The 25,711-nt window shown below is 66.2% G+C and carries 24 protein-coding genes and 1 pseudogene; 11 read left to right on the top strand and 14 right to left on the bottom strand.

Annotated elements, in window-relative coordinates; all coding sequences use genetic code 11:
* Positions 1–192: 192 nt before the first annotated feature.
* Complete coding sequence (locus tag AC1Z3O_RS11980) at positions 193–891, bottom strand: Crp/Fnr family transcriptional regulator (protein ID WP_483515936.1); 699 nt, start codon at positions 889–891, stop codon at positions 193–195.
* A gap of 163 nt (positions 892–1,054) precedes the next feature.
* Here AC1Z3O_RS11980 and AC1Z3O_RS11975 point away from each other — a divergent pair, with 163 nt between their 5' ends.
* From AC1Z3O_RS11975 to AC1Z3O_RS11965, 3 genes are all read left to right on the top strand, one after another.
* The gene (locus AC1Z3O_RS11975) at positions 1,055–2,383 is read left to right on the top strand and encodes an alkyl sulfatase dimerization domain-containing protein (RefSeq protein ID WP_483515935.1); all 1,329 of its coding nucleotides are present in this window, start codon (positions 1,055–1,057) and stop codon (positions 2,381–2,383) included.
* Positions 2,380–3,651 (top strand): DUF1254 domain-containing protein, encoded by a 1,272-nt coding sequence (locus AC1Z3O_RS11970; protein ID WP_483515934.1) that lies wholly within the window; start codon positions 2,380–2,382, stop codon positions 3,649–3,651. Before AC1Z3O_RS11975 ends, AC1Z3O_RS11970 begins: the two co-directional genes overlap by 4 nt.
* Before the next feature lie 83 nt (positions 3,652–3,734).
* Positions 3,735–4,715 (top strand): Bug family tripartite tricarboxylate transporter substrate binding protein, encoded by a 981-nt coding sequence (locus tag AC1Z3O_RS11965; RefSeq protein ID WP_483515933.1) that lies wholly within the window; start codon positions 3,735–3,737, stop codon positions 4,713–4,715.
* A 161-nt stretch (positions 4,716–4,876) separates the two neighbouring features.
* Here AC1Z3O_RS11965 and AC1Z3O_RS11960 read toward each other — a convergent pair whose 3' ends face one another.
* On the bottom strand, positions 4,877–6,472 hold the full coding sequence (locus AC1Z3O_RS11960; RefSeq protein WP_483515932.1) for a class I adenylate-forming enzyme family protein: 1,596 nt from the start codon (positions 6,470–6,472) through the stop codon (positions 4,877–4,879).
* Positions 6,473–6,753: 281 nt separating this feature from the next.
* On the opposite strand from AC1Z3O_RS11960, the gene AC1Z3O_RS11955 reads away from it, so the two are divergent.
* Entirely contained in the window at positions 6,754–7,929 is a 1,176-nt protein-coding gene (locus AC1Z3O_RS11955; protein ID WP_483515931.1) for an acyl-CoA dehydrogenase family protein, read from the top strand.
* A gap of 255 nt (positions 7,930–8,184) precedes the next feature.
* Here AC1Z3O_RS11955 and AC1Z3O_RS11950 read toward each other — a convergent pair.
* The 4 genes and pseudogenes from AC1Z3O_RS11950 to AC1Z3O_RS11935 all read right to left on the bottom strand — a co-directional run.
* A pseudogene (locus AC1Z3O_RS11950) lies at positions 8,185–8,379 on the bottom strand (IS3 family transposase); the annotation flags it as partial.
* A gap of 12 nt (positions 8,380–8,391) precedes the next feature.
* Positions 8,392–9,441, bottom strand: a complete 1,050-nt coding sequence (locus tag AC1Z3O_RS11945) for an IS110 family RNA-guided transposase (protein ID WP_483514960.1) — start codon at positions 9,439–9,441, stop codon at positions 8,392–8,394.
* A 79-nt stretch (positions 9,442–9,520) separates the two neighbouring features.
* Positions 9,521–10,297, bottom strand: a complete 777-nt coding sequence (locus tag AC1Z3O_RS11940; RefSeq protein ID WP_483514962.1) for an IS3 family transposase — start codon at positions 10,295–10,297, stop codon at positions 9,521–9,523.
* Between the two features lie 8 nt (positions 10,298–10,305).
* A complete protein-coding gene (locus AC1Z3O_RS11935) occupies positions 10,306–10,611 on the bottom strand; it encodes a transposase (protein ID WP_483514964.1) in 306 nt (101 codons plus the stop codon).
* A 263-nt stretch (positions 10,612–10,874) separates the two neighbouring features.
* On the opposite strand from AC1Z3O_RS11935, the gene AC1Z3O_RS11930 reads away from it, so the two are divergent.
* The gene (locus AC1Z3O_RS11930) at positions 10,875–11,216 is read left to right on the top strand and encodes an FKBP-type peptidyl-prolyl cis-trans isomerase (protein ID WP_483515930.1); all 342 of its coding nucleotides are present in this window, start codon (positions 10,875–10,877) and stop codon (positions 11,214–11,216) included.
* A 35-nt stretch (positions 11,217–11,251) separates the two neighbouring features.
* On the opposite strand, the gene AC1Z3O_RS11925 is transcribed toward AC1Z3O_RS11930, so the two are convergent.
* Positions 11,252–12,442 carry a pyridoxal phosphate-dependent aminotransferase gene (locus AC1Z3O_RS11925; protein ID WP_483515929.1) on the bottom strand — a complete coding sequence of 397 codons (1,191 nt, stop codon included), beginning with the start codon at positions 12,440–12,442 and terminating at the stop codon, positions 11,252–11,254.
* Between the two features lie 87 nt (positions 12,443–12,529).
* A complete protein-coding gene (locus tag AC1Z3O_RS11920) occupies positions 12,530–13,045 on the bottom strand; it encodes a putative toxin-antitoxin system toxin component, PIN family (RefSeq protein ID WP_483515928.1) in 516 nt (171 codons plus the stop codon).
* A 58-nt stretch (positions 13,046–13,103) separates the two neighbouring features.
* Here AC1Z3O_RS11920 and yaaA point away from each other — a divergent pair, with 58 nt between their 5' ends.
* Positions 13,104–13,889, top strand: a complete 786-nt coding sequence (yaaA, locus tag AC1Z3O_RS11915; RefSeq protein WP_483515927.1) for a peroxide stress protein YaaA — start codon at positions 13,104–13,106, stop codon at positions 13,887–13,889.
* 78 nt (positions 13,890–13,967) lie between these two features.
* Positions 13,968–15,110: a M14 family metallopeptidase gene (locus AC1Z3O_RS11910; RefSeq protein ID WP_483515926.1), complete on the top strand. Its 1,143-nt coding sequence runs from the start codon at positions 13,968–13,970 to the stop codon at positions 15,108–15,110.
* A 94-nt stretch (positions 15,111–15,204) separates the two neighbouring features.
* On the opposite strand, the gene AC1Z3O_RS11905 is transcribed toward AC1Z3O_RS11910, so the two are convergent.
* The 3 genes from AC1Z3O_RS11905 to AC1Z3O_RS11895 all read right to left on the bottom strand — a co-directional run bounded on the left by AC1Z3O_RS11905 (position 15,205) and on the right by AC1Z3O_RS11895 (position 18,255).
* Positions 15,205–16,035, bottom strand: coding sequence for a BspC domain-containing protein (locus AC1Z3O_RS11905; protein ID WP_483515925.1), 831 nt, complete (start codon positions 16,033–16,035; stop codon positions 15,205–15,207).
* 332 nt (positions 16,036–16,367) lie between these two features.
* Positions 16,368–17,258, bottom strand: coding sequence for an N-formylglutamate amidohydrolase (locus tag AC1Z3O_RS11900; RefSeq protein ID WP_483515924.1), 891 nt, complete (start codon positions 17,256–17,258; stop codon positions 16,368–16,370).
* A 13-nt stretch (positions 17,259–17,271) separates the two neighbouring features.
* On the bottom strand, positions 17,272–18,255 hold the full coding sequence (locus AC1Z3O_RS11895; RefSeq protein ID WP_483515923.1) for a Bug family tripartite tricarboxylate transporter substrate binding protein: 984 nt from the start codon (positions 18,253–18,255) through the stop codon (positions 17,272–17,274).
* Between the two features lie 116 nt (positions 18,256–18,371).
* On the opposite strand from AC1Z3O_RS11895, the gene AC1Z3O_RS11890 reads away from it, so the two are divergent.
* From AC1Z3O_RS11890 to AC1Z3O_RS11880, 3 genes are all read left to right on the top strand, one after another.
* Entirely contained in the window at positions 18,372–19,274 is a 903-nt protein-coding gene (locus AC1Z3O_RS11890; protein WP_483515922.1) for a LysR family transcriptional regulator, read from the top strand.
* Between the two features lie 205 nt (positions 19,275–19,479).
* Positions 19,480–20,862, top strand: coding sequence for a DUF1800 domain-containing protein (locus AC1Z3O_RS11885; protein WP_483515921.1), 1,383 nt, complete (start codon positions 19,480–19,482; stop codon positions 20,860–20,862).
* A gap of 4 nt (positions 20,863–20,866) precedes the next feature.
* Positions 20,867–22,015, top strand: a complete 1,149-nt coding sequence (locus tag AC1Z3O_RS11880) for a DUF1501 domain-containing protein (protein WP_483515920.1) — start codon at positions 20,867–20,869, stop codon at positions 22,013–22,015.
* A gap of 149 nt (positions 22,016–22,164) precedes the next feature.
* Here the strand turns inward: AC1Z3O_RS11880 and AC1Z3O_RS11875 are convergent, their stop codons facing one another.
* From AC1Z3O_RS11875 to AC1Z3O_RS11865, 3 genes are read right to left on the bottom strand one after another with little or no spacing between them, the layout of a single operon-like run.
* Positions 22,165–23,340, bottom strand: a complete 1,176-nt coding sequence (locus tag AC1Z3O_RS11875) for a vWA domain-containing protein (RefSeq protein WP_483515919.1) — start codon at positions 23,338–23,340, stop codon at positions 22,165–22,167.
* A 37-nt stretch (positions 23,341–23,377) separates the two neighbouring features.
* Positions 23,378–23,983: a GNAT family N-acetyltransferase gene (locus tag AC1Z3O_RS11870; protein ID WP_483515918.1), complete on the bottom strand. Its 606-nt coding sequence runs from the start codon at positions 23,981–23,983 to the stop codon at positions 23,378–23,380.
* A 44-nt stretch (positions 23,984–24,027) separates the two neighbouring features.
* Positions 24,028–24,903: an AAA family ATPase gene (locus tag AC1Z3O_RS11865; RefSeq protein ID WP_483515917.1), complete on the bottom strand. Its 876-nt coding sequence runs from the start codon at positions 24,901–24,903 to the stop codon at positions 24,028–24,030.
* 452 nt (positions 24,904–25,355) lie between these two features.
* Between AC1Z3O_RS11865 and AC1Z3O_RS11860 the strand changes: the two genes are divergently transcribed.
* On the top strand, positions 25,356–25,703 hold the full coding sequence (locus tag AC1Z3O_RS11860; protein ID WP_483515916.1) for a c-type cytochrome: 348 nt from the start codon (positions 25,356–25,358) through the stop codon (positions 25,701–25,703).
* The last annotated feature ends 8 nt before the right edge of the window (positions 25,704–25,711 follow it).

Genomic DNA, 25,711 nt, shown 5'->3' with positions numbered 1-25,711 from the left:
TTCGGAACTCTTACAGGCGCCTCCTGGTTTGTGAGCAAGGGCTCAAGCCTTCCTCTTCCATCCGCTATCGATGGATTCAACCGCTCAAGTGGTTGCTTTCATCAAGAAGGGGGGACGTCTACGCGAATCGGGAGTGGCGACGACGCTCAAATTCCGCGAGCTCGCAATGTGCCCTGTCACCGAAGCTAGGCACTACGAACCTCTCCTCGGGCAGCGCTCAATATGCTCGCGCGGGATCTCGATTCTTCCGCGCGACAGCGCAATGACTCCCGCTGCCGCGAGCCGGTTCAATTCGAGACCCACGCGATAGCGGGACCCGCCGATGGATCTTGCCAGATCCGCTTGCGTCACCTCGACACAGACTCTTGGGGTACTGGCTTGTCGGGACTGCAATGCCAGTTGAACCAGGCGGGCCCATATCTTGTCCGCCAGCGATTCGAAGGCCTGCGTGCCGAACATTTCCAGCACGTTATTCAGTCTGCAGCTGAGCATCATGGTGACGGCCAATGCTGTCGTCGGATCGCGCCTGAGATGCTCGAGGAGTCGCTCCCGCTGAATGTGCAGCACTTCGCTTTGACATTCGGCGACGATGTTGAAGTTGAAAGGCTGGTTGGCGATCACCGGTGCCAGCGCGCCGATCATGCCGGGCTCAAGCCAGGCCAGGATGTTCTCATTGCCGGCGGCGTCATGACTGCAGACGCGCAATAGTCCCTTCCGCACGGCGAGGATCGATTCGGCGTGATCGCCCGCCCAATGCAAGACCTGCCCTCGCCTCCATTGCCGCAGAACGCCGACTTCGCGCAAGGCGCGAAGGGAATGCTCGGGCAAGACCTCCAGGCTGTTGATATTTGGTGACGGGCGCCCGGAAAGCGGCCCGGCAGATACTTTCATGTCCGGCTCCGTCTAGGGGAAGGTACTAGTGGGCTGTGCCACCTAGGTGGCATTTCTCGCATGATACCTCGGCTAGATTGGCCACATCCCTTCGCCAGGAAGCGCGCCCAACGCGAACCTGTTCAAAGTGGCCCAATCAACCGGAACTCCCTGGATAGGCAAGATGATTGAGACTGATTTTCTTTCCCTCGCAGAACAATACTGGTGCGGTCAGGTCGATCTGCTTGACACAGACCACCCTGTTACCGGGACGTATCCCGGTGCCCAGGAACTTGCGCCCGGCCTCCTCTATTTCAAAGGGGTGGCGGCGATTACCGTGATTGACACCGGGGCGGGACTCATCATGCTGGATGCCGGTACCCGCAGCGATATGGACCGTGTTTACGAAACGGTCCGGAAGTGGCGCCCGGATACCCCGCTGGTTGCCGCCGTCTTCTCCCAGCACCATCTCGACCACATCTGGGCGACGCGCCGCTTCGACGAAGAAGCAGCACAGCGCGGCTGGGCCGCACCCGTCGTCTATGCACACACGCTATTGCCCCAGCATCTGGACCGATACCGGAAAACGGCAGGCTGGATCGACGCCGTCAAGGCGCGGCAGTTCAGCCGTCAACTCGGTCCGGCAAAAGGTCCCACGGACTTTCGCTATCCGGACGTGACGTTCGACCGCGCTCTGACTTTGAAGATCGGCGATCTGACGTTCGAACTGCGACACGCCCGGGGCGAAACGGACGACCATGTCTGGGTGTGGGTGCCGGAACGCCGTTGGCTGTTTCCCGGCGACTTGTTCATCTGGGCTGTTCCCAATGCGGGCAATCCCCAGAAGGTCCAGCGCTATTGCGAAGAGTGGGCAACTGCCTTGCGCGAGATGGCGGGATGCCAGCCTGACGCAATGATTTGCGGCCACGGCATGCCCATCTTCGGCTCGACGCGGGTCAAGGAGGCGCTACTCGACACGGCCGGGTATCTGGAGTCGATTGAACGCCAGACGCTTGCTCTGATGAATCAAGGCCTGCCATTGGATGACGTCATCCATCGCGTCGCGCCACCGGCGCACCTGGCAGGCAAGCCATATCTGCAACCAATTTACGACCATCCTCAGTTCCTGGTACGCAACGTCTGGCGTCGCTACGGCGGATGGTGGGATGGCGAGCCCGATAACCTGCTTCCCGCGCCACGGGTCCAGCAAGCCCGTGAATGGATCGCGTTGTCAGGCGGCGTGACCAGGGTTCTCGAGCGTGTTGCTGAACTCGAAGCCGAGGGCGATCTCCGGATGGCGTGTCATTTGGTGGAGTTGACCATTCTGGCGGAGCCCGGATCGGAGGCTGCACATCGGGCCCGGGCAAGAATCTACGCCGCACGTTCGGGCATTGAAGCCGCGACCATGACGCGGGGCATCTTCAACCATGTCGCCAGATCCAGCCAGGAACGGCGGCGCGATCTCCTGGTTGCCGAATATCCGGACGTCGTGCCCGGCAAGGAGATGCCGTGAATCAAGATCTCGATACTGCGATTTCCGATGCGTTTGCCTACGGCTTCCCCCTGTACGAGGTGGCTAGAACACGCTATCGGGACATGACGGGTTGGATGGAGCAACCCCGGCTTGCGCCAAACACCATTTGCCACGACCGCAAGCTTGCTGACAATCAGTGCCGCTGGATTACGACGCCGAACAACGACACGCTGTATTCGCGCGCATGGATTGACTTGACGGGCGGTCCGGTCCAGGTCGCCGTGGATGCACTTCCCCCCGATCGTTATTGGTCGATCGCGTTCATGGATGCATTCACGAACAACTTTGCGCTGCTCGGCCAGCACCTGGATGCACCCGGGCCCGTGGTGGTCACGCTAGCAGGTCCCGCCGATCACGCCAGACCGATCGCCGGGCGCGTGATCCGTGCGCCCGGCAATGATGTCTGGCTGCTTGCGAGGTGGATTGTCAGTGGTGATGGCGATCTCGCGGCAGCCCATGCGATGCAGGAATGCCTGTCGCTGGCCCCGTGCAAGCCTGTTCGCAGCCCGGCGGTTGAACCGACGAATTCGATGGATCCGGCCAACTTCCTGGCTGTCGTTGCCGAGCAGCTTGGACGCAATCCGCCACCTGCGGAGGATGCGTCCATGCTGTCGAGAATCGCGGTGGCCGGGATGGTGCCGGGCGCTTGCGATCCATGGGCCTGTTTGCCTGACGCGACCAGGCATGCGTGGCAAACGGGCATTGAGGCCGCCCATCGCCGTATCCGAAGCGCCTTCACCAGCCGGCGCCGCAAGGTTCAGGGGTGGTGGGTAGTCGATGACCTGGAAGACTCCGAGGCACGCTACGAGTGGCGGGCCACTGTCGCTCTCGGAGGCCTGGGGGCGTTGCCGCCGGCCGAGGCCACTTACATCGGCAGGGCAAGCGACGAGGACGGACAGGCGCTGCATGGCTCGAAGAACTACTGCCTGACTATCCCCAGCCAGGGGATTCCGACGGAGGCATTCTGGTCGCTGTCCCTCTATGAGCCGACTCCGGATGGTCGAAGATTCTTCGTGGAGAACCCCATTGACCGTTACTCGATCGGAGACCGGACGGCGCGGCTTCACTACGAACCGGACAACTCACTGCGCATCTACATCCAGCACCGAATGCCGGAGGAGCCGACCCGCAGGGCGAACTGGCTGCCGGCACCGTCCGGTCTCTTCCAACTGACCCTTCGAGCCTATCGGCCACGTCGGGAGCTCCGGGCATTTGAGGTGCCGTTGCCCATCCTGAGTCATGAGTAGCCTTCGGCTCATTCGATAGAGGGATTCAGCAATCCCCTTGCAAAGCCACATGTGTGCAATTGATTCACGGCGGAGACAGAAAGATGAATCGCAGAGTCATCACCAGAACCTGCAAGCATTTGACTTGCGCCCTCTTCATGGCGTTCGGGGCGAAAGGCGCGTTCGCGTGGACCGACAAGCCGGTGCGCATGATCGTTCCCGCCCCGCCCGGCGGTACCATTGATACGGTTGCCAGAATCGTGGCGAACGAACTGTCTGCCCAGATCGGCCAAGCCGTGGTGGTGGACAACAAGCCGGGTGCGGGCGGCGCCATTGCCGTCAAGTCAATGCTTTCGTCGCCGCCGGACGGGAGGACGATCCTTCTGGCGGCCAGCAACGTATTGACGGAGGTGCCGCTGGTGCTCAATGTCGGCTTCGATCCGCTGAAGGATGTGAAGCCCGTCGTCGCACTGGCGCGCGGCGTCATGGTGTTCGTGGGATCGCCGGGCGTACCAGCCAAGGACGTGAAGGGCGTAGTCGCCTGGGTGAAGGCGAATCCAGGGAAACTGAGCTACGCATCCTATAGCGCCGGCACCGCTTCCCAATACGCTGGTGCCATGTTCAACAAGGACGCAGGCCTGGATCTGACGCATGTGCCGTTCCCCGGGTCAGTGCCGGCACTGACCCAGGTCATGGGAGGGCAGGTCCCCCTCATGTTTGATGGCATCGTGACATCCAAACCTCTCATTGCCGCGGGCAAGATCAAGGTATTCGGCGTGGCGTCGAAAACGCGGTGGCCTCAGTTGCCGAATGTACCGACGCTCGCGGAGCAGGGCTACCCCGATATCGAGTTCAGGAACTGGACCGGGGTCGTGGTTTCTGCAAAGGTTTCTCCTGAACTGACAGAGAAGATCCATGCGGCGGTGAGCAAGGCCGCAGCAACGCCAAACGTTCATGACCGCTTGATTTCCGTGGGCTTTGAACCCATGCCGGATCAGCCCGCAGCGCAACTGGCGAATGAGCTGCGCGTCGAGTACGAGCGCAACGCAAAGATCGTCAAATCGTTTGATATCAAGGCGGACTGATATTTGCATGCCGTATCGTCTCACCAAGTGCTACGTAAGTCATTGATTCGTAGGTGGTCGGCATCCCATTAATTTTGAGGCGGGATACTAGCGCCTTCGGTGCCACGGGCGCCGGGCGAGGGCGGGGCACGCGCTGCCCGCGCCAGGCGCCCGCGACTGCCTCAGTCGGATGCGGCCCGCAGCGCCGCCTTGTGGATCTTGCCGGCCGGCGTCATCGGCAGATCGTCTCGCATGACGACCTGCCTCGGCACCTTGTAGTCGGCCAGGTGTTCGCTGCAATAGGCACGAATGTCCTCGGCGCGCAACGCGCTGCCTGGCCGCGGCACGATGTAGTAGCGTCCCACCTCGCCCAGCACCGGGTCCGGCACGCCGATACCGGCCACCATCAGCACGTCGGGGTGGCGCGCGATGACGCCCTCGACCTCGGCCGGGTAGACGTTGAAGCCACCCTGGATATACATGTCCTTCATGCGGCCCTTGAGGAAAATGTAGCCGCGCGCGTCCAGGTAGCCGAGGTCGCCGCTGTGCAGCCAGCCGTCGCCATCGAAGCCGGCGGCAGCGGCGGCAGCGCCGACATAGCCGGGCGCAACGCCCGGTCCCCGGAACCACAGCTCGCCCACCTCGCCCGGCGCCGCCGGCTCGCCGTGGGGCGCAACCACGCGCACTTCGCAGCCGTCGAAGACGCGGCCGATGGATGCCATCACATCCTCGCGCGCCGCCTGCCAGGGCGTCATCACGATCGCGCCCGAGGATTCGGACAAGCCATAGAGGTTCATCACGGTGGCCTGCGGCATGCGCTGCTGCAACTGTTCCAGCAGGACGCTGTCGACTGTAGAGCCGCCTACCACCACCAGCCGCACGCGGCTGAGGTCGACGCCGGCCGAAGCAGGGTGGTTCAGCAGCAGCGTGGCCATGGTCGGCACGCCGGAGAACAGCGTCGGCGGATGCCGCCGCATCAATTCCAGCACCAGATCGGCCTTGAAGACCGGCACCAGTTCGAGCGTGCCGCCGCCGAGCAGGAAGTTCAGCACGCCGCAGGTGATGCCACCGACATGGTTCAGCGGCATCGCCAGCTGCAGGTGGTCGCCGGGCACCGTGCGCACGTGCGCCACCTGCGCGCCGGCCGAGGCCAGCAGTGAGCGGTGGGTCAGGCCCGCGCCCTTGGGTTTGCCGGTGGTGCCCGAGGTGTAGATCACCATGGCCAGGTCATCGGGGCTGACGTCGGCCGCGGCCCGGGTCAGCCGGCCCGGCTGCGGCGCGGTGCGCGCCAGCGCCGACAGCGTGACGCGCCCGGCCGGCGCCGCGACGTCTCGGCTGTCCGCTGCGTCCGGCGCGTCCAGTATCGCCACATGCTGCAGCGTCGGCAGCTGCGGAGCGAGGCGCTCTAGCATGCCGATGAAATCGAAACCTTCCAGGTCAGGCACGGTGAAGACCGCCTTGACGCCGCTGTCGGCCACCATGTGCGCGATCTCGTTATCGCGGTAGCGCACGCTCAGGCCCACCACCACCACGCCGATGCGCGCGGCGGCAAAGAACAGCAGCAGCCATTCGACATGGTTGAGCCCGATCACGCCGATGCGATCGCCGCGCGCCAGGCCCATGTCCAGCAGGCCTTCGGCGATACGGTCCGCGCTGGCACCGACCGCTTCGAAGGTCCAGTGCCGCCCGCGGCAAAGATAGGCGTCACGCTCTGGCCACTGCTGCCGCGCGCGCGTCAGCGCCGCGCCGATCGTGCCCGGCCTGGAGACGGCGTTCATATCGGTTTCCCCCTGTTCGGTTGCGCCCGGCGCACGTTGCCCGGGAGTCGCGAGGCTAGGTTAGCGGCCGCTTGCTGCTGCGGCTTGCGCGAACTGGCTGTCGGGGGAGGCGGCGCGGGGCGAAAGAGGGTGAAAGAGGGTGAAAGAGGGTGAAAGAGGGTGAAAGAGGGGCGAAGTGCGGTGACGCGGCCCGCCGCGACCACTTCGCGCAAGACAGGGCGGTGCGGCGGGCCGTATGGTGCATTGCATCCCGCCTTCCCCATCCGCCTACGAGACCACCGATGGACCTGATCGAACTGCCGCCGTCGCCGCACTACTTCACCCCGGAACACGAGGCCTTCCGCCACGCGCTGCGCACCTTCGTGAACAATGAGATCGTGCCGCACGTCAACGACTGGGACGAGGCCGGCACCTTTCCGCGCGAGCTGTACCGGCGCGCCGCCGAGATGGGCCTGCTGGGCCTCGGCTACGACGAGGCGTACGGTGGCACGCCCTGCGACATCTTCCACCACCTGGTGCTGGCCGAGGAGTTCGCCCGGGCCGGCTCCGGCGGGGTGCAGGCCTCGCTGTTCTCGCATTCGATCGGCATGCCGCCGGTGGCTGCCGCGGGCAGCGCCGCGCTCAAGCAGAGAGTGCTGCCGGCGGTGATCGCCGGCCACAAGATCGCCGCCCTCGCCATCACCGAGCCCGGCGGCGGTTCCGATGTGGCCAGCCTGCGCACGACGGCCGTGCGCGATGGCGATCACTACATCGTCAACGGCGAGAAGACCTTCATCACCTCGGGCGTGCGCGCCGACTTTCTCACCGTGGCGGTCCGCACCGATCCGTCCAACAAGGGGGCGGGCGGCGTGTCGCTGCTGCTGGTCGACGGTGACACGGCAGGGCTGACGCGCACCCCGCTGCGCAAGATGGGCTGGCTGGCCTCCGACACCGCACACCTGCATTTCGACAACTGCCGCGTGCCGGCGGCCAACCTGGTGGGCGAGGAGAACCGCGGCTTCCCGCTGATCATGCGCAACTTCAACGCCGAGCGCCTCAGTATGAGCGCGCTGGCCTATGGCTACGCCGCCTGCTGCCTGGAAGAGGCGCTGGCCTGGGCGCGCGAGCGGCGCACCTTCGGCGAGCCGCTGTCGCAGCGCCAGGTGATCCGCCACAAGCTGGTCGACATGGCTCTGCGCGTGCAGACCGCGCGCAACCTGGTCTACGACCTCGCCTGGCGCTTGCAGCACCAGTGCGGCGACACCGCGCAGCTGGTGGCGCTGACCTGCATGGCCAAGGTCGAAGCGACGCGCGCGATGCAGTTCTGCGCCGACCAGGCCGTGCAGATCCTGGGCGGCATGGGCTTCATGCGCGGTACCTGCAGCGAGCGCATCTACCGCGAGGTCAAGGTGATGATGATAGGCGGCGGCTCGGAGGAGATCATGAAGGACCTGGCGGCGCGGCAGCTTGGGATCTGAGCGGGGAATTGACGAACGGGGCGCTGCGGGCAGTGGCAATCCGCAGGGCAGTGCGTGGGCCCTCGATCTGCGCTCTGTTCGCTCCCCTCTCCCGCTTGCGGGAGAGGGGCCGGGGGAGAGGGCGGGCGCTGGCTGCGGCGACGGGCAGAATAAGACCGACGGCTTCGTCTTTGTGGTGACGCGCTGGACAACACCGGCGGCTTCGTCTTTGCGGCGACGTGCTGGTGTGGTGGTCAAGTAATCTTGGTCACTTTTTCAGGCAGCCCTTCGTTTGAAAGCCTCGTACTCGGCCGGCGGCATGTTCATCGCCGCCGAGTGCAATCGCTGCTGGTTGTAGAAGAACAGCACGTAGTCCGTGATGTCCGCCTGGGCCTGAGCATGGTCGCGGTAGGCCCGGTCCCGTATGCGTTCGCCCTTCAGTGAGCAGAAAAACCGCTCCACCACTGCGTTGACGCTCCTATGTCAAGTGGCGCAGGCTGAATCGGCTAGGTCGGCCAGAATGAGCGGGTACAGCTCCCTGACGATATAGCGTTTCAGACAGCGATGAATTTCCTTGTTCGACATGCCTTCCTTGGTCCGCCGCTCGACGTACGCCCGTGTTCGTGGATCGCTGCGCATGCGTACCATGGCAATGGTCCATAAGGCGTTGTTTGCAGCGCGGTCGCCACCACGATTCAGGCGATGCCGGACCGTTTTTCCAGAGGATGCCTGCAATGGGCTCGTGCCGCAAAGCGCCGCGAGCGCTGCCTCGCTTTTCAGGCGTTCGGGATTGTCGCCCGCAACGGCAACAAGTACTGCCGCCGTTTGAGGTCCAACGCCGAATCGGTCACGAAGCCGCCTGGCATGCTGGAGGGTTAGGCGTTCGAGCATGGTATCAAGCGTCTTGAGCTCTTCCACCAGCGCGAGATAGCGCTTTGCCAGCAAGCGCAGCGTGGTCGCCAGCGTTTGCAACATCGGTGTGTCGCCCAACGAGCGTAGCCGTGCACAGCTCGCAACGCATTCCGCCGTCTTCGTCTTCAGAAGACGTTCTCGGATGTCCTGCGGCGCGCTCACGAGCAATGCCCGCAACTGATTGATTGCCTGCGTCTTGGCTTTGACGGCGCTGCGACGAGCAACAGAGACCGCTCGCATCGCTTCGGCTGCTCCGGACTGCTCTTTGGGAATCGCCGATGCTTTCCCGGCGAGGACCGCTCGCGCGGCATTTTCCGCGTCGGTGGGATCAGACTTCCCGCGAGATCGGCGCGCCGCCCGGTCAGGACGATTGACTTCCAGTACCTCGATCTCATGATCGCGTAGCACGCGGGCCAGGCCAGCCCCATAGGTGCCGGTCCCTTCGACTCCAGCGCGGCACAAGCGTCCGAACGAGCTCGCCCAGGTGAGAAGATTGAGATAGCCATTGGTGTCGGCCGATACCGACTGCGTGCCGAGGAGCTTGCCCGTGCCGCTGATCACCGCCCCAACATGCTTATCCAAATGCGTGTCGACACCCAGAATCACTTCGTCTTGTTCCATGCGTGTTTTCCGTTGTAGTGGGCACATCGCCAACCCCACTCGCAGGACAGGACACTCACGGTGCAGGACAAGGCTCCTATCAGGTCACAAACGTTGGGCCCGGCAATGCTCGGGGAACGCCGGAACCCGATCGACAGGTCAACGCCAAGGCAGTTCGGCCAATCCCAGCACGGGTCAGATCGGTCCGACGTTCGAAGCGTATTTTGGATTGAGTATCCCAGCAGTTGCCGGCTCGGCTCATGCTGGGGGTAATGCCCTCGTCGTGCAGCATCGCCTGGAATGCGAGACTGGAGTACTGACTGCCCTGATCCGAGTGGAACATGAGCCCTTTGTCGGGGCGTCGGCTCTCCAGCGCCAGCCTCAGCGCCCGACTCACCAGGCGCGTGTCAGCCGAAGACGAAAAGGCCCAGCCCACCACGCGCCGTGAGTACAGGTCAATCACAACGGCAAGGTAGAGCCAGCCTTGCTGGGTCCAGATAAATGTCACATCCCCAGCCCAGACCCGATTGGGCCGAGCCACCTCGAACTGGCGATTGAGCCGGTTTGGCGCGATGGCCGACGATGTGCCGCCCTTGCTGTAGTAATGCCGGCGCCGAGCGCGTACGACGACCTCGGCTTCCTTCATCAGCCCGCGCGCCCGGTGCCGGCCGATGTCGTGGCCGCGTCGCCGCAGCTCCTGCGCCATCCGACGACTACCGTAGCTTTGCCCGCTGGCTTGATGGATCACCCTGACCTCGTGCACCAGCGCCTGACGCTGGGCACGCGGTCGATCCCTTCTGGCCTTCCACGCGTAGTAGCTGCTACGCGGCATTCCCAGCAGCGTGCACATCACTGCGACCGGCCACGCCTTCTCCATCAGCCAAATCACTTCGTATGGCGATCGAGTTCCTTGACGAAGAAGGCCGTGGACTTTTTTAGGATGTCACGCTCCCGCTCCAACTGCGCCACCTGCTGCTCCAACTCCCGGATGCGGCGCTGCTCCGGGGTCAGATCACTCGTGACCTGGCTCTGCGCCGGTTTGGCCTTGGCTTGCCGCTGGCCCAGCCAGCGGCGCAGTGCCGTCTCGCCAATGCCTAGCGCCTGCGCGGCCTTACTGACGCTGTAGCCCTGCTCCAAGACCAGATTGACCGCATCTGACTTGAACTCGTCCGAGAAATCTTTACGTCCCATTTACACCTCACTGGTTGACCGAAAGTCTACCTTTTGAGGTGTCCAAGATCATTGGACCACTACATGGACAACACCGATGGCTTCGTTGTTCGTGGCGCCTTGCTAGACCACCCCTCTCCCCAACCCTCTCCCCGTGAGGGGAGAGGGAGCCAGGACACTATGCTTGGCCGAAGGTGTTGGCGCATCCCCGCGGTTCCAGCGCGCTACACTACGCGCTTTTCACGTTTGCGCTGCCTGTCGGCAGCAGGCAAGGACACCCCGGAATGAGCATGGAACTACGGATCGAAGACCTGCAGGCAGGCGAGGGCAAGGCGGTGGTCAAGGGTGCCTTGATCACCACGCAGTACCAGGGCACGCTGGAGGACGGCACCGTGTTCGATTCCTCCTACTCTCGCGGCAAGCCGTTCCAGTGCGTGATCGGCACCGGCCGCGTGATCAAGGGCTGGGACCTGGGCCTGATGGGCATGAAGGTCGGCGGCAAGCGCCGCCTGTTCGTGCCGGCGCACCTGGCCTACGGGGAGCGCCAGGTCGGCGAGCATATCCGCCCCAACTCGAACCTGATCTTCGAGATCGAGCTGCTGGAAGTGCTGACGCGGGACGACTGACCGCCCGCTCCTGGATTAGCTTGGACTGGCCAGGCTCAGAGCGTCTTCAGCCGCGCCAGCGCCAGCGCCAGCGTTTCTTCCTTCTTGGCGAAGCAGAAACGCACCACGCCGGATTCGCGCGGCTGGGAGTAGAAGGCGGAGACCGGGATGGCCGCCACGCCGATCTCGCCCGTCAGCCACATGGCGAAGTCCGCCTCGCTCATATCGGAGATGGCGCTGTAGTCCACGCACTGGAAATAGGTGCCGTCCGAGGGCAGCAGCTTGAAGCGGGTGCCGGCCAGCCCGGCGCGGAAGAGGTCGCGCTTGGCCTGGTAGAAGGCGGACAGTTCCAGGTAGGGCGCCGGATCGGCCATGTAGGCGGCGAGGCCGTACTGCATCGGCGTGTTGACCGTGAACACGTTGAACTGGTGCACCTTGCGGAACTCGGCGGAGAGCGCGCGCGGCGCCGCTACATAGCCCACCTTCCAGCCGGTCACGTGATAGGTCTTGCCGAAGCTGGAGACGACGAAGCTGCGCCGCGCCAGTTCGGGATGACGTGCCACCGACTGGTGCACCTGGCCGTCGTAGACCATGTGCTCGTAGACCTCGTCGGACAGCAGCAGGATGTCGGTGCCGGCCAGCAGTTCGGCCAGCCGGTCCATGTCGCGCGCGCGCCAGATCGTGCCGGTCGGGTTGTGCGGCGTGTTGATCAGGATCATCCGCGTGCGCGGCGTGATGGCGGCGGCCAGCCGGTCGAAGGGGATGGCGAAGTCGGGCGCCTCCAGCGTGACCGGCACCACCTTGCCGCCGGCCAGCTCGATGGCGGGAATATAGCTGTCGTAGCAGGGCTCGAGCACGATCACCTCGTCGCCCGGGTGTACCGCGCACAGGATGGCCGTCAGCAGGCCCTGGGTGGCGCCGGCGGTTACGGTGATCTCGCTGTCCCAGTCGTAGGCGTGGCCGTATAGCTTGCCGATCTTGGCGGCGATAGCCTGGCGCAGTGCGGGCACGCCCGCCATCGGCGGATACTGGTTCCAGCCCGCGCGCATGGCCTGGGTGACGGCGTCGACGATGCGCGGGTCGCAGTCGAAGTCGGGGAAGCCCTGGCCCAGGTTGACGGCGTTCTTCTCGGCGGCCAGCGCCGACATCACGGTGAAGATCGTGGTGCCGACCTGCGGCAGTCGGGAGGGCGGCGGGGCCAGCGGAGGCAGCGGCGTCGGCGGGATCAGGCTCGGGTCGGCGGACATGGTGGCGCGGGTCGTTGAGAAGGTGGCCGCGAGGCGGTTGCCGCAGCGGCGCCCGCCCTGGTGGCGGCGGGCCGTTGACCCGACATTCTAGCGGGGATCGGTGCAGCCTTCCCAACCGGCCAGCCAGGCCGGGAAGGCCGGCGGCGCCAGCACCTGGACCTGGCTGATGCGGCGCAGTCGGCTCGCCAGCTTCAGCACCGCCTTGTCCTTCGAGACCAGGCAGGCCGCCCCGGCGAAATGGGCCAGCTCGATGAACTTCTGGTCGTCGCCGTCCTTGCAGCGCGGCAGCTTCACGGCGCCCGCGGCTTCCGCTTCCGGCTGGGGCAGCAGCGTGGCGAAGCCATCGACCACCGCCAGCGCGGCGGCGTTGTCGACCGCGAAGCGGGTGAATTGCGGATAGTGCAGCACCCGGCGCAGTTCCTCACGGCAGTCGGCGCGGATCACCGTCGCAATGGTGCCGCGCTCCAGCGCCTGGCGGATGGGTTCGACTCTAGGGTCGCGGAAGACCAGCAGGTCAACCCAGATATTCGAATCGAGCACCACGCGGGGTGCGGTTGCAGACACTTCCGGGGTGTCGGGGGCGGCGGTGAGGACGCTTGGCATTCGCTACAATCGGGACTTTGTGTTCGGGCTGCAATCAGCCCACAGCCGCGATTTTGCCATGCTCATCGTCTTGTCTCCCGCCAAGTCCCTCGATTACGAGACGCCGGCGCGCCTGAAAACCCATACCTTGCCGCGCTTTATCGAGCGTTCGGCGCAATTGATCGAGCGGCTGCGCAAGCTGGCGCCGCAGGATATCGGTGCGTTGATGGACATCTCCGACAAGCTGGCCGTGCTCAACGCCACCCGCTACGCGGAGTGGTCGCCGGCATTCACCGCGGACAACAGCAAGCAGGCGGTGCTGGCCTTCAACGGCGACGTCTACGAGGGTTTCGACGCCGCCAGCCTGAGCGACGAGGACCTGGCCTTCGCGCAGAAGCATGTGCGCATCCTGTCGGGCCTGTACGGCCTGCTGCGGCCGCTCGACCGGATGCAGCCCTACCGGCTGGAAATGGGCACGCGGCTGGACAATGCGGCGGGCAAGGATCTCTACACCTTCTGGGGCGACGACATCACCGAGATGCTGAATGCCGACATGCGCGCGCTCAAGCACGAGGGGGCGCCGGTGCTGGTGAACCTGGCCTCCGAGGAGTACTTCAAGTCTGTGCGCCCGAAGGTGCTGGCCGCGAAGGTGGTGACGCCGGTGTTCGAGGACTGGAAGGGCGGCCGCTACAAGATCATTTCCTTCCACGCCAAACGGGCGCGCGGCACCATGGCGCGCTTCGCGGTGACGCATCGGGTGACGGAGGCGGCTAAGCTGAAGACATTCGCCGAGGATGGCTACGCCTTCGAGCCGGCGGCCTCGGACGATGTCCGTTGGGTGTTCCGCCGACGCATCGAGGCGTGATGCGACGGGCGCCGCGCGAGCGGGGCCCGATCCAATGCAATCCAGCCCAGACAGGTGCGCGCACTCTCAAGGAAGGCCATGACCCAAGCCCTGCATATCTCCTCCAACTTCGACTCGGGTGCGATCGAAGTCGAGTCGCTGGACAGCGCCGACGATATCCGGCTGCGCATCCGGTCCGATTCGCACGCCGAGTTTCGCCAGTGGTTCCACTTCCGGCTGCAGGGCGCGGCCGGGCAGGCGTGCACGCTGCGCCTGCTCAATGCCGGCGACTGCACCTATCCCGGGGGCTGGAGCGATTACCACGCGGTGGCCTCGTATGACCGCGCCAACTGGTTCCGCGTGCCTACCCGCTATCAGGACGGCGAACTGGTGATCGAATTCACGCCGGCGCACGACAGCGTCTGGCTGGCCTACTTCGAGCCCTATCCGGAAGAGCGCCACCTGGCGCTGGTGGCCAGTTGCCAGCGTTCGCCGCAGGCGCGGCTGCGCCACCTCGGCAGCAGCGTGGAGGGGCGCGACATGACGCTGGTGACGGTCGGCGCGCCGGGGCCGGGCAAGAAGACCATCTGGATGATCGCGCGCCAGCACCCCGGCGAGACCATGGCCGAGTGGTTCTGTGAAGGCGTGCTGCAGCGGCTGACCGGCACCGGCCAGTGGGCGGGGGATCCCGTGGCGCGGGAACTGCTGGCCCGCGCGGTCTTCCACATCGTGCCGAACATGAACCCGGACGGCGCCGCGCGCGGCAACCTGCGCACCAATGCCGCCGGCGCCAACCTGAACCGCGAGTGGATGGCCCCCAGCCTGGAGGACAGTCCCGAGGTCTACCGCGTGCTGCGCGCCATCGAGGCAAGCGGCTGCGATATGTTCTTCGACATCCATGGCGACGAGGTGCTGCCCTATAACTTCGTCGCCGGCAGCGAGATGTTGCCGAGCTTCAGCGAGGCGCAGCGCCAGGCGCAGGCGCGCTTCATCGCCGAGTTCAAGCGTGCCTCGCCGGATTTCCAGGACGCGCACGGCTACCCGGCAGGCAAGTACAACGCCGATGCCCTCAAGCTGGCCTCGAAATACATCGGCCATACCTTCGGCTGCCTGTCGCTGACCTTGGAAATGCCCTTCAAGGACAATGCCGACCTGCCCGACGCCGTGACCGGCTGGAATGGCGCGCGCAGCGCGCTGCTGGGCGCGGCCATGCTGCAGGCCGTGCTGGCGCAACTCGGCTGAAGCGCGGGCCGGGGGCCGGCGGCCAGAGCCGGCCGGGGCCCCGGCATCCCGCCGGCCGGTACTGCGGCCCGTATTGCGGCCGGCATTGCGGCGGTTACTGCGCCTTCTTCTTGCTCGACTTGCTCTTGGCAGTGCCGCCGCTGTTGGCGGACGACTTGGTGCTGGACTTGGCGGTCGATGACTTGGTGGACTTCGATGCGCTTGCCTTCGAGTTGGCCGCCTTCCCGCCGCGATGGGCATGGTGACGTCCTGAACTCGCCGCCGATGCCGCCGGCGCCGCGCCGGCATCGGCAATGGCCGTGCCGCTGCTGTCCAGCAGCTCGTAGGCCAGCATCATGCCGTCGGCATAGCCGCAGCGCACCTTGACCGACTCCCAATCTTCCCCGCGACTGCGCTTGTGGGCCGTGGCCTGGAAGGTCACGACCGAGGTCACGGGCACGGCCTGCTTGCCCTGGGAGAAGCGGCCGGTCCAGGGCTCGGTGGTGGCCTGGTCGGCGCCGAGCGCACCGGTGGGGATCTTCAGTGCGTCGAAGCGGGTCGAGCGCGGCACGACCCAGCTTGCGTGCGCCGCGCAGTCGGCCACGTCGGGCGCGGCGTTCTCGCTCTTCATCAGCTGGTCGCGCATCTGCGCGCGGTACTCGGCCAGGCTGACGTGGCCGCGCTCGGGCAGGGTAATGGTCTTGGTCGGTTCGGTCTGCGCTTTCGCGGCCGCCGTAGCGGGGCTTCCGTTGGCGGGGCTCGCGCTGGCTGCAGCCGTGCGGGCATTCTGCGTGGGGACGGCGCCGCTGGTGCTGGCGGCCTGGTCTGCGGCCGCGGCATTCTGGTCCGGCGGCACTGCACAGCCCACCAGGGCAATGGCGCCTGCCACTGCCGCGGCCAGCGTGGAAAGCCGGCCGCCGATCAACTGGGAAATTCGTCGGATCACGGGATCGTCTTGCTCGTTTGGCAAAGGGGGGGTTGGCAAAGGAATGCCATGATAGAGGAAAGCACGGCGGCAAAGTTCCTGAATTTGCGTCAAGGCGTAACGCCGTCTTCGATGCTGCGATCGTCACATGCGGGCAAGCGCGAGGGTGCGCGGTCGCATGCCGCGGCCGGTAGCCGGGCCGTCAAGATGCGTTTGCCTTCGTGCGGAGCGTGCCGCAGGCGGCAAGGCGGAGAGGGGAGGAGCGGCGCCGCCGGAGCGCCGCGGACCACCCATCGCTGGCGCCGCGCGGTGGGTGCGCGGGCAGCGGATGGGCGGCTGGTGCGGCTGGTGCCTTAGCCCAGCACGCGCGAGGGCGCAGCCTTGACGAAGCGCAGCAGTTCGTCGAGCAGGGTGTTCAGATCGCGCTTGAGCTTGTCGAAGCCCTCGTTCGGTACCAGGCCGACTTCGTCCATGTACAGCTTGCGGTTGATCTCGAGCTGCAGGCTGTGGCGGCCGGCCTGCGGCTGGCCGACCACGCGCACGATTTCCACGCCCTTGTAGGGGTGGTTGCGCCAGACGTCATAGCCCATGTCCTTCAGCACGCCTTCCACGCGGTCGGTGAAGCGGGTGTCGCAGGTGGTGCCGTCGCGGTCGCCGACCACGAAGTCGGGGTGTTGCAGGCCCGGGTGCTCGGTGGCGTACTGCGCGGCCTGGCTCGGCATCGAGTGGCAATTGATGTGCCATGCGCTGCCGTGGCTGGCCACTGCATGTTCCGACAGCTTCTGCAGCTGCGCATAGTAGGGCAGGTAGCAGTGCTCGATGCGTGCCTGCACTTCGGCCACGCTCAGCTTGCGGTCGTAGATCGCTTCGCCGGTGTCGAGCACGCGCCAGACCAGGCCCTTGCCCAGCCGGGTCTTCGAGGTTTCCTGCTTCGGGCCGGGCCACGGCGCGTCGAGCAGGACCTCGTCGATCTCCTCGACGCTGCGGTTGGCATCCAGGTAGCTGCGCGGGAAGCCCGCGCACAGCAGCGGGATGCCGCGCGCCGGGGCGTCGGCGTAGAGCTGGTCGACGAAGGTGTCCTCGGCCTGGCGCAGCAGCGGCAGGGGCAGCCCGGCGGCGGGCCGGAAGTCCGCCGGGTAGGTGGTGGCGCTATGCGGTGAATCGAGAAAGAGCGGACTGCTCTGTCCTTCCGGCAGGTGCAGGAAGTAGGGGCTGTCCGCGTTCTTTCGGTCTGCTTCGGTCATGATGCGGCGTGGCTTAGTCCAGGGAGATCTTGGCGGTGGCGGCGATGCGCTTGTTCTTGGCCACTTCGTTCTTGATCTGGGTGGCGAACTGCGCCGGCGTATTGCCTACCGCCGTAGCGCCTAGTTTCTCCAGCTTAGCCTTCACTTCAGGCATTGCCAGCACCTTGATGGTGGCGGCGCTCAACTTGTTCTGCAGATCGGCCGGCAGGTTGGCCGGGGCGATCAGGCCGAACCAGGCGGCGTCGTTGACTTCCGGCAGGCCGAGTTCGGCGAAGGTCGGCACATTGGGCAGGGCGGACACGCGCTTGGGCGAGGCCACGGCCAGGGCGCGCAGCTTGCCGCCTTCGATGAAGGGCAGCGAGGAGGGCAGGTTGTCGAACAGCACCTGGACCTGGTTGGCCAGGGCGTCGTTCAGCGCCGGGCCGACGCCCTTGTACGGCACGTGCAGCAGCTGCGTCTTGCTGCTCATCATGAACAGTTCGCCCATCATGTGCGAGACGCTGCCATTGCCGGCGGAGCCGAAGGCGATCTTGCCGGGCTGCGACTGGGCCAGCGCGATGAAGGACTTCATGTCGGTGGCCTTGACCGCCGGATTGATGCTCATCACGTTGGGCACCGAGGCCAGGTTGGTGATGGTGGTGAAGTCCTTGGTGGCGTCGTAGGAGAGGCGCGGATAGACGGCCGGGTTGATGCCGTGCGTCGAGGCGGTGGCGATGCCCAGCGTGTAGCCGTCCGGCGCCGCCTTGGCCAGGTAGGCCGTACCGATGCTGCCGCCGGCGCCGCCGCGGTTATCCACCACCACGGCCTGGCCGAGCTGCTGGCCGAGCTTGTCGGCGACGATGCGCGCCACGATGTCGGTGGTGCCGCCGGCCGGGAAGGGCACGACCAGCGTGATCGGGTGGGTCGGGTAGCCTTGCGCGGCGGCGGACAGCGACACGCCGGCGGCGAGCGCGGCCGAGGCAGTGGCGAGGAGGCGGAGCATGTGGCGGCGTTGCATACGGATCCTTGGTCAGTAAAAGGGGGTTGTTTCGGATTCTGCTTGGCGCTGCAAGATGCATGCAAACGAAATAAAATCCCAGGCTCATTCCATTTGGTGGTGAAGTAGGCGGAGTTATGCGGCGTGTATGTCCCTCGCTGACCGAACTGCTGGCCTTCGAGGCGGCGGCGCGACACAGCAGTTTCACCTTGGCGGCGAAAGACCTGCACGTCACCCAGGGAGCGATCAGCAAGCAGGTGCGCAGCCTGGAGCACTTCCTGGGTGTCGAACTGTTCGAGCGCGTGCGCCAGCGCCTGGTGCTGACCGACGCCGGGCGGCGTTACCTGGAGCGCGTGCTGCCCAGCCTGAACGAAATCGAAGCCGCCAGTGTCGAGCTGATGGCCCGGCAGGGCCGGGGCGGCACGCTGCATATCGCCAGCCTGCCCACGCTGGGCGCGAAATGGCTGATTCCACGGCTGCCGCAGTTCTTTGCGCGCCACCCCGAGGTCACGCTGGAGTTCGTGCCCCATGTCCAGGGCTACGATTTCTCGCGGCCCGACCTGGACGCGGCGATCCGCTTCGGCGATGGCATCTGGCCGGGCAGCCTGGCCGACTACATGATCGGCCGCGAGGTGCTGCCGGTGTGCCGGCCCGGCCTGCTGGCCGGCGAGCCGGGCGGCGTGGCGGGCTTGCCCGCGACGCTGCTGCGCTATCCCTTGCTCCACCACACCACGGTGCCGGAGGCCTGGTCCGACTGGCTCTCGGCGCTTGGGGTCGACTCTCGCGGGGCCTGGAGCGGGGCCCGCTTCGACCAGTTCTCCCTGCTGACACAGGCGGCCGTATCGGGCCTGGGCATCGCGCTGATTCCGCGCTGCCTGATCGAGGAGGAACTGGCCGTCGGGGCGCTGGTGGTGGCGCATCCCGCCCGCGTGCTGAGCAAGAAGGGCTACTACCTGTGCTACCCGGAGCAGAAGCAGCACCTGCCGGCACTGCAGACCTTCCGCCAGTGGGTCATGGAAGGAGTGGACGTGGTGGCCTGAGGCACCACTCGCCGGCGAGGACGCCGCTGCCGGCCACCGTCTAATTTCCCCTTACAAATTCGCGATCGTTTTAACGCCTCGGGTATCCGCCGTAGCGCTGCCTGGCGCGTTTAATGAAGCACAGCGGCTACCGCGCGGGACATCATGCCCGGCGCGTCGCCTTGTTCTGCTGACACGCAGCGCCACGGCGCGGGGAGCCTCACAGATGATGGAAAGCGCCGCCAGGGCCGGCATTGCCCTCAACCGTTTCGGGCTGGGTGCGCGCCCGGACGACGCGCCGCCCGCCGATCCCCAGGGCTGGCTGCTGGAACAGCTCGAGCGCTTCGAGCCGCGCCCGCAGGCGTGGACGACACAGCCCGGCAGCGCCGCGCTGGCCGCCCGCTACGCGCAGCAGCAGCGCGATGTGCGCGCGGCCGAGGGCGACGCCAAGGCGGCGGCACGCCAGGCCTTGCAGCAGGGCCTGCGCGAGTCCTACCGCAGCGCCGTCGACGCGCGCGTGGCAGCGGCGCTGGTCACGCCGGCGCCCTTTGCCGAGCGGCTGGTGCATTTCTGGTCCAACCATTTCGCGGTGTCGGTGGAAAAACCGGCGGTGGCGGCGCTGGCCGGCGCCTTCGAGGCCGAGGCGATCCGCCCCCACGTGCTGGGCCGCTTCGAGGACATACTGGTGGCCGTGGAGCAGCATCCCGCCATGCAGCTCTTTCTCGACCAGGTGCGCTCGGCCGGCCCCGACAGTGCCGCGGCGATGCAGGCCCAGCGGCGCAATGCGGAGCGGGTACCCGGCCTAAACGAGAACCTGGCGCGCGAAATCCTCGAGCTGCATACGCTGGGCGTGCGCAGCGGCTACCAGCAGGGCGACGTGACCGAATTCGCACGCGCGCTGACCGGCTGGAGCGTCGCAGGGCTGGGGCCGCGCGACGACGGGGATCCGGGCGCCTTCGTGTTCCGCGCGCGCCTGCATGAGCCCGGCGTGCGCGTGATCCTGGGCAGGCAGTACGCGCAGCCCGGCGAGGGCCAGGCGCACGCCGTGCTGCGCGACCTGGCGCTGGCGCCGGCCACCGCCAGCCATCTGGCGGCCAAGCTCGCCCGCCACTTCGTCGCCGACAATCCGCCGCCTGCGCTGGTGGCGCGCCTGGCCGACGCCTATCAGCGCAGCGGCGGCATGCTGCCCGCGATGTATCGAGAACTGGTGCGCGCCCCCGAGGCCTGGTCGCCCGCGCCGGCGAAGTTCAAGACCCCCTGGGACTGGACGCTGTCCGCGCTGCGCGCGCTTGGCCTGCGCGAGCCGGGCACGCAACGGTTCGCGCCGCTGCTGACCCAGCTCGGGCAGCCTGTCTGGCGCCCAGGTTCGCCAGCCGGCTACGACGACATCGCGGCGAGCTGGGCCGCGCCCGATGCGCTGGTGCGGCGGGTGGAGCTGGCGCAGCGTTTCGCGGCCCGCGTGGGCGACCGGCTCGACGCGCGCCAACTGGCACCGCTGCTGCTGCCCGGCACGCTGTCGCCCGCCACCAGCGAGGCCGTTGCGCGTGCCGAAAGCCCAGCCACCGCGCTGGCCCTGTTGCTGGTCTCACCTGATTTCCTGCGGAGATGAAGCCATGCTGACACGCCGACAATTTCTCTGCGTCGCCGGCACCGGCGCGGGCGCGCTGCTGGTGGCGCCGCATATGGCCTTCGCCCGTGTGGAATCGGAGCGCCGCTTCGTCTTCGTGATCCAGCGCGGCGCGGCTGACGGACTGGACACGGTGATTCCCTACGCCGATCCCGGCTATGCCCGGCTGCGCGGCGCGCTGGCGATCGATGCCACGCAGGCCGCGCGGCTGGACGGCACCTTCGCCCTGCACCCCGCGCTGGCCGAGACCGCCAGGATGTACGCGGCCGGGCAGGCCTTGCTCCTGCATGCGGTGGCGTCGCCCTACCGCGACCGATCGCATTTCGATGGCCAGAACGTACTGGAAACGGGCGGCAGCGCGCCTTACCAGGTCAAGGATGGCTGGCTGAACCGGCTGGCCGGCATGCTGCCGCGCCGCGACGACGATGCCATCGCCTTTGCGCCGACCGTGCCGGCGGCATTGCGCGGCCCGGCGCCGGTCAGTTCCTACGCGCCGTCGGCCTTGCCGGCCGCGCCCGATGACCTGCTGCTGCGCGTGTCGCAGCTCTACGCGCGCGATGCCGAGTTGCATCCCTTGTGGCAGGCCGCGATGCAGGCACGCGGCCTGGCCGGCGACGCCGGCGCGCGCCAGGACCCGGCCAGCCTCGGGCGGCTGGCAGCCTCCTTTCTTGCCAGGCCGGACGGTCCGCGCATCGCCATGATCGAGACCGGCGGCTGGGATACCCACAGCGCCCAGGCGCAGCGGCTGGCCGCGCGCCTGAAGGCGCTCGATGCCATGGTGGCGGCCTTGCGTGACGGTCTGGGCGTGGCCTGGGAGCGGACTACCGTGCTGGTGGCCACCGAGTTCGGCCGCACGGCGGCGGCCAATGGCACCGGCGGGACCGACCACGGCACTGGCGCGGCGGCCATGCTGCTGGGTGGTGCGGTACGTGGTGGACGGGTGCTGGCGGATTGGCCCGGGCTGGAGCAGGGGGCGCTTTACCAGGGGCGCGATCTGCGGCCGACCGCCTCGCTGGATGCGGTGATCGCTGCTGCGGCGGCTGAGAGCTTTGGTCTCGATGCTGAGCGCGTGGCGCGGACGCTGTTCGCGCAAGGGCCGGGTGGGGGGCTGCCGGAGGGGTTGTTGCGCGGGTGAGGGGGGCGAGCGCTGGTTGCCACGATTTGCTGCCTTTTGCTGATATCGCGTGATGCGCCAAGTCACGCGATATCAGCAAACGCAAATCTCTATGGAGAGAGGGAACCAAGACCTCACGCCTCGCGACGGGGCATGGCACCCCCAGAAAACTACTTCGACAACGTCCTCATCGCCTGCTCCAACCCCGCCAACGTAACCGGATACATCCGCGACTTCATCAACTGATTGATCACCGAGATCGACTGGCGATACTGCCACAGCCCCTCCGGCTCCGGATTCAGCCAGACAAAGCGCGGAAACTGCTCGATCATCCGGTTCAGCCAGACGGCACCGGCTTCCGCGTTGTTGTACTCGACCGAGCCGCCGGGCTGCAGGATCTCGTACGGGCTCATAGTGGCGTCGCCGACGAAGATCACCTTGTAGTCGGGCGTGTACTTGTGGATCAGGTCCCAGGTGGCGATCTTCTCGGCGTGGCGGCGCCGGTTGTTCTTCCACACGTAGTCATACAGGCAGTTGTGGAAGTAGTAGTACTCCAGGTGCTTGAACTCGCTCTTGGTCGCGGAGAACAGTTCCTCCACGCGCTTGATGTGGTCGTCCATCGAGCCGCCCACGTCCAGCAGCATCAGCACCTTGACCTTGTTGTGGCGCTCGGGCCGCAGCTTGATGTCGAGCAGGCCGGCATTGGCCGCGGTGGAGTGGATGGTGTCGTCCAGATCCAGTTCGGTATCGGCGCCTTCACGTGCGAAGCGGCGCAGCCGGCGCAGCGCCACCTTGATATTGCGTGTGCCCAGCTCGACCTGGTCGTCATAGTCCTTGTAGGCGCGCGTCTCCCACACCTTGATGGCGGTGCGGTTGCCCTTGGACGGGCCGCCGATGCGGATGCCCTCGGGGTTGTAGCCGCCGTGGCCGAAGGGCGAGGTGCCGCCGGTGCCGATCCACTTGTTGCCGCCCTCGTGCTTTTCCTTCTGCTCCTCGAGCAGTTGCTTGAGGCGTTCCATCAGCTTGTCGAGGCCACCCATGGCCTCGATCTTGGCCTTTTCCTCGTCGGAGAGCTCGCGTTCCAGCGTCTTCTGCAGCCAGTCGAGCGGGATGTCGGACTTCCAGTCGACCAGGCTCTCCACGCCCTTGAAGTAGGCCGCGAAAGTCTGGTCGAACTTGTCGAAGTGCTTCTCGTCCTTGACCAGCGTCATGCGCGACAGGTAGTAGAAGTCGTCGATGGACGGCGAGATGACCTCGGCCTTGAGCGCCTCCAGCATGGTCAGGTACTCCTTGACCGAGACGGGCAGCTTGGCGTGGCGCAGCGAGAAGAAGAAATCGATCAGCATGGTGGTGCTCTCGGTTGTCTCTGGGGGCGGCCGCGGGCTAGCGCGGCAGCTCCAGCCGGTACTGCAGGTGGCGCTTCACGGTCAGCCATTCGCTGGCGATGATGGAGAACACCACGGTGTCGCGCAGCGAGCCGTCCGGCATGCGCTGGTGGCTGCGCAGCACGCCGTCCTGCTTGGCACCCAGGCGGGCGATGGCGGCGCGGCTCTGGTGGTTCATCCAGTGCGTGCGGAACTCCACCGCGATGCACTGCAGGTGCTCGAAGGCATGGGTGAGCAGCAGCAGCTTGCACTCGGTATTGATGGCGGTACGCTGCACGCGCTGCGCATGCCAGGTGTGGCCGATCTCGAGCCGGCGGTTGACCGGGTCGACATTGAAGAAGCGGGTCGCGCCCACCACCGCGCCGGGCCGGCCGTCGACGATCTGGCGGATCACGAAGGGCATTGCGTCCAGTCGGTCGCGCATGTCGAGCGCGGTGTCGATCCAGGCGCGGGTCTGCTCGGGCGCGGGCACCGAGGTGTACCAGAGCTTCCACAGCTCGCCGTCGGCGGCGGCCGCCTTCACCTCGTCCTCGTGGGCGTGGGTGAGCGGCTCCAGCATGGCGTGCCGGCCGGCGAGCGTGACGGGTTCGATGAAGCGTGTCATGGCCAGGGCGGGGTGGGGTGGGCGGATGGCGCGCGCGGCGCGCTTCAGCGGTTGGCGCGGTTCATGAACACCAGGCGCTCGAACAGGTGCACGTCCTGCTCGTTCTTCAGCAGCGCGCCGTGCAGCGGCGGGATCGCGGCCTTCTTGTCCGGGCTGTGCAGCGCCTCGGGCGGGATGTCCTCGGCCATCAGCAGCTTGAGCCAGTCGATCAGCTCGGAGGTGGACGGCTTCTTCTTCAGGCCCGGCAGGTTGCGCATCTCGTAGAAGGCCTGCAGCGCGGCGGCAACCAGCTCGCGCTTGATGCCCGGGTAGTGCACGTCGACGATGCGCTGCATGGTGTCGGCGTCCGGGAACTTGATGTAGTGGAAGAAGCAGCGGCGCAGGAAGGCGTCGGGCAGCTCCTTCTCGTTGTTGGAGGTGATGATCACCAGCGGGCGCTTCTTGGCACGCACCAGTTCGCGCGTCTCGTAGACGTAGAACTCCATGCGGTCGAGCTCGCGCAGCAGGTCGTTGGGGAACTCGATGTCGGCCTTGTCGATCTCGTCGATCAGCAGCACCACCTGCTCGTCGGCATCGAAGGCCTGCCACAGCACGCCCTTGACGATGTAGTTGCGGATGTCGTGCACGCGGTCGTCGCCGAGTTGGGAGTCGCGCAGGCGCGACACCGCATCGTATTCGTACAGGCCCTGCTGCGCCTTGGTGGTCGACTTGATATGCCACTGCAGCAGCGGCAGGCCCAGCGCCGCCGCCACCTCTTCGGCCAGCATGGTCTTGCCGGTGCCGGGCTCGCCCTTGATCAGCAGCGGACGCTGCAGCGTGCGCGCGGCGTTGACGGCCAGCTTCAGGTCATCGGTGGCGACATAGTGTTCACTGCCCTCGAAACGGGCCGACTGTGACGGATTGGCTTGGGTTTGGGTCATGTGGCAAAGAGAGGCAAGAAGTGGCTCGGGTACCGCGATCGGCAGGCGGACGGGGTCCGCGGCTGCCGCATTCGTCGGACGATTCGTCAGACGGGAATGGGCCAGTATAAAAGAGCTTTTCCATTCGCGTATGGCGCTTGGCGCGCGCTGGACGCTCGGGTGCAGGCTGCTGTACAATGCGGCGGTTTGACGCGCCCCCACGTCCAGTGTTACGCGCCCCGGCTGCCCGCGAGCGGTACTAACTTTGCGGCCTCTACCGGGACGCGACGATCAAGAAATAGAAATGGTTCCAGAGCAGCCGCGAGCGCGCCAGCGCCCGAGGCAAGCTGCCTGGCAATCCGCCGCGTTCACGCAGGAGACAAGGAACACGGCAGGCAGGGCAGTGTTCAGGAGCCGCTTCAGGCCGGTCGGGCAGGTGTCACGCACAGTTAACACTTCCATTCGGTACGAAAATGAAAAAGCTCCTCACGGTGGTGGTGCTGGGCGCTACCGCAATGGCGGCGCAGGCCCAGGAAGTCAAGGGCAATGTGGACGCCGCCAAGAACAAGGTCGCAATGTGCATCGGCTGCCATGGCATTCCCGGCTACCGTACGTCCTTCCCCGAAGTGTATGAGGTGCCGTTTCTGGGGGGACAAGGCGCCAAGTACATCGAGAACGCGCTGAAGGAATACCAGAAGGGCGACCGCAAGCACCCGACCATGCGTGGCATCGCCGCGACGCTGAGCGACCAGGACATCGCCGATGTGGCGGCCTACTACGCCCAGCAGAAGCTCGACACCCACGACAACACGCAGAAGTGAGAGGACTC

This window comes from Cupriavidus sp. 09_S30 (assembly GCF_056930435.1).
The sequence above is the reverse complement of the archived record's forward strand: the minus strand, read 5'-3'. Positions and strand labels throughout refer to the sequence as shown.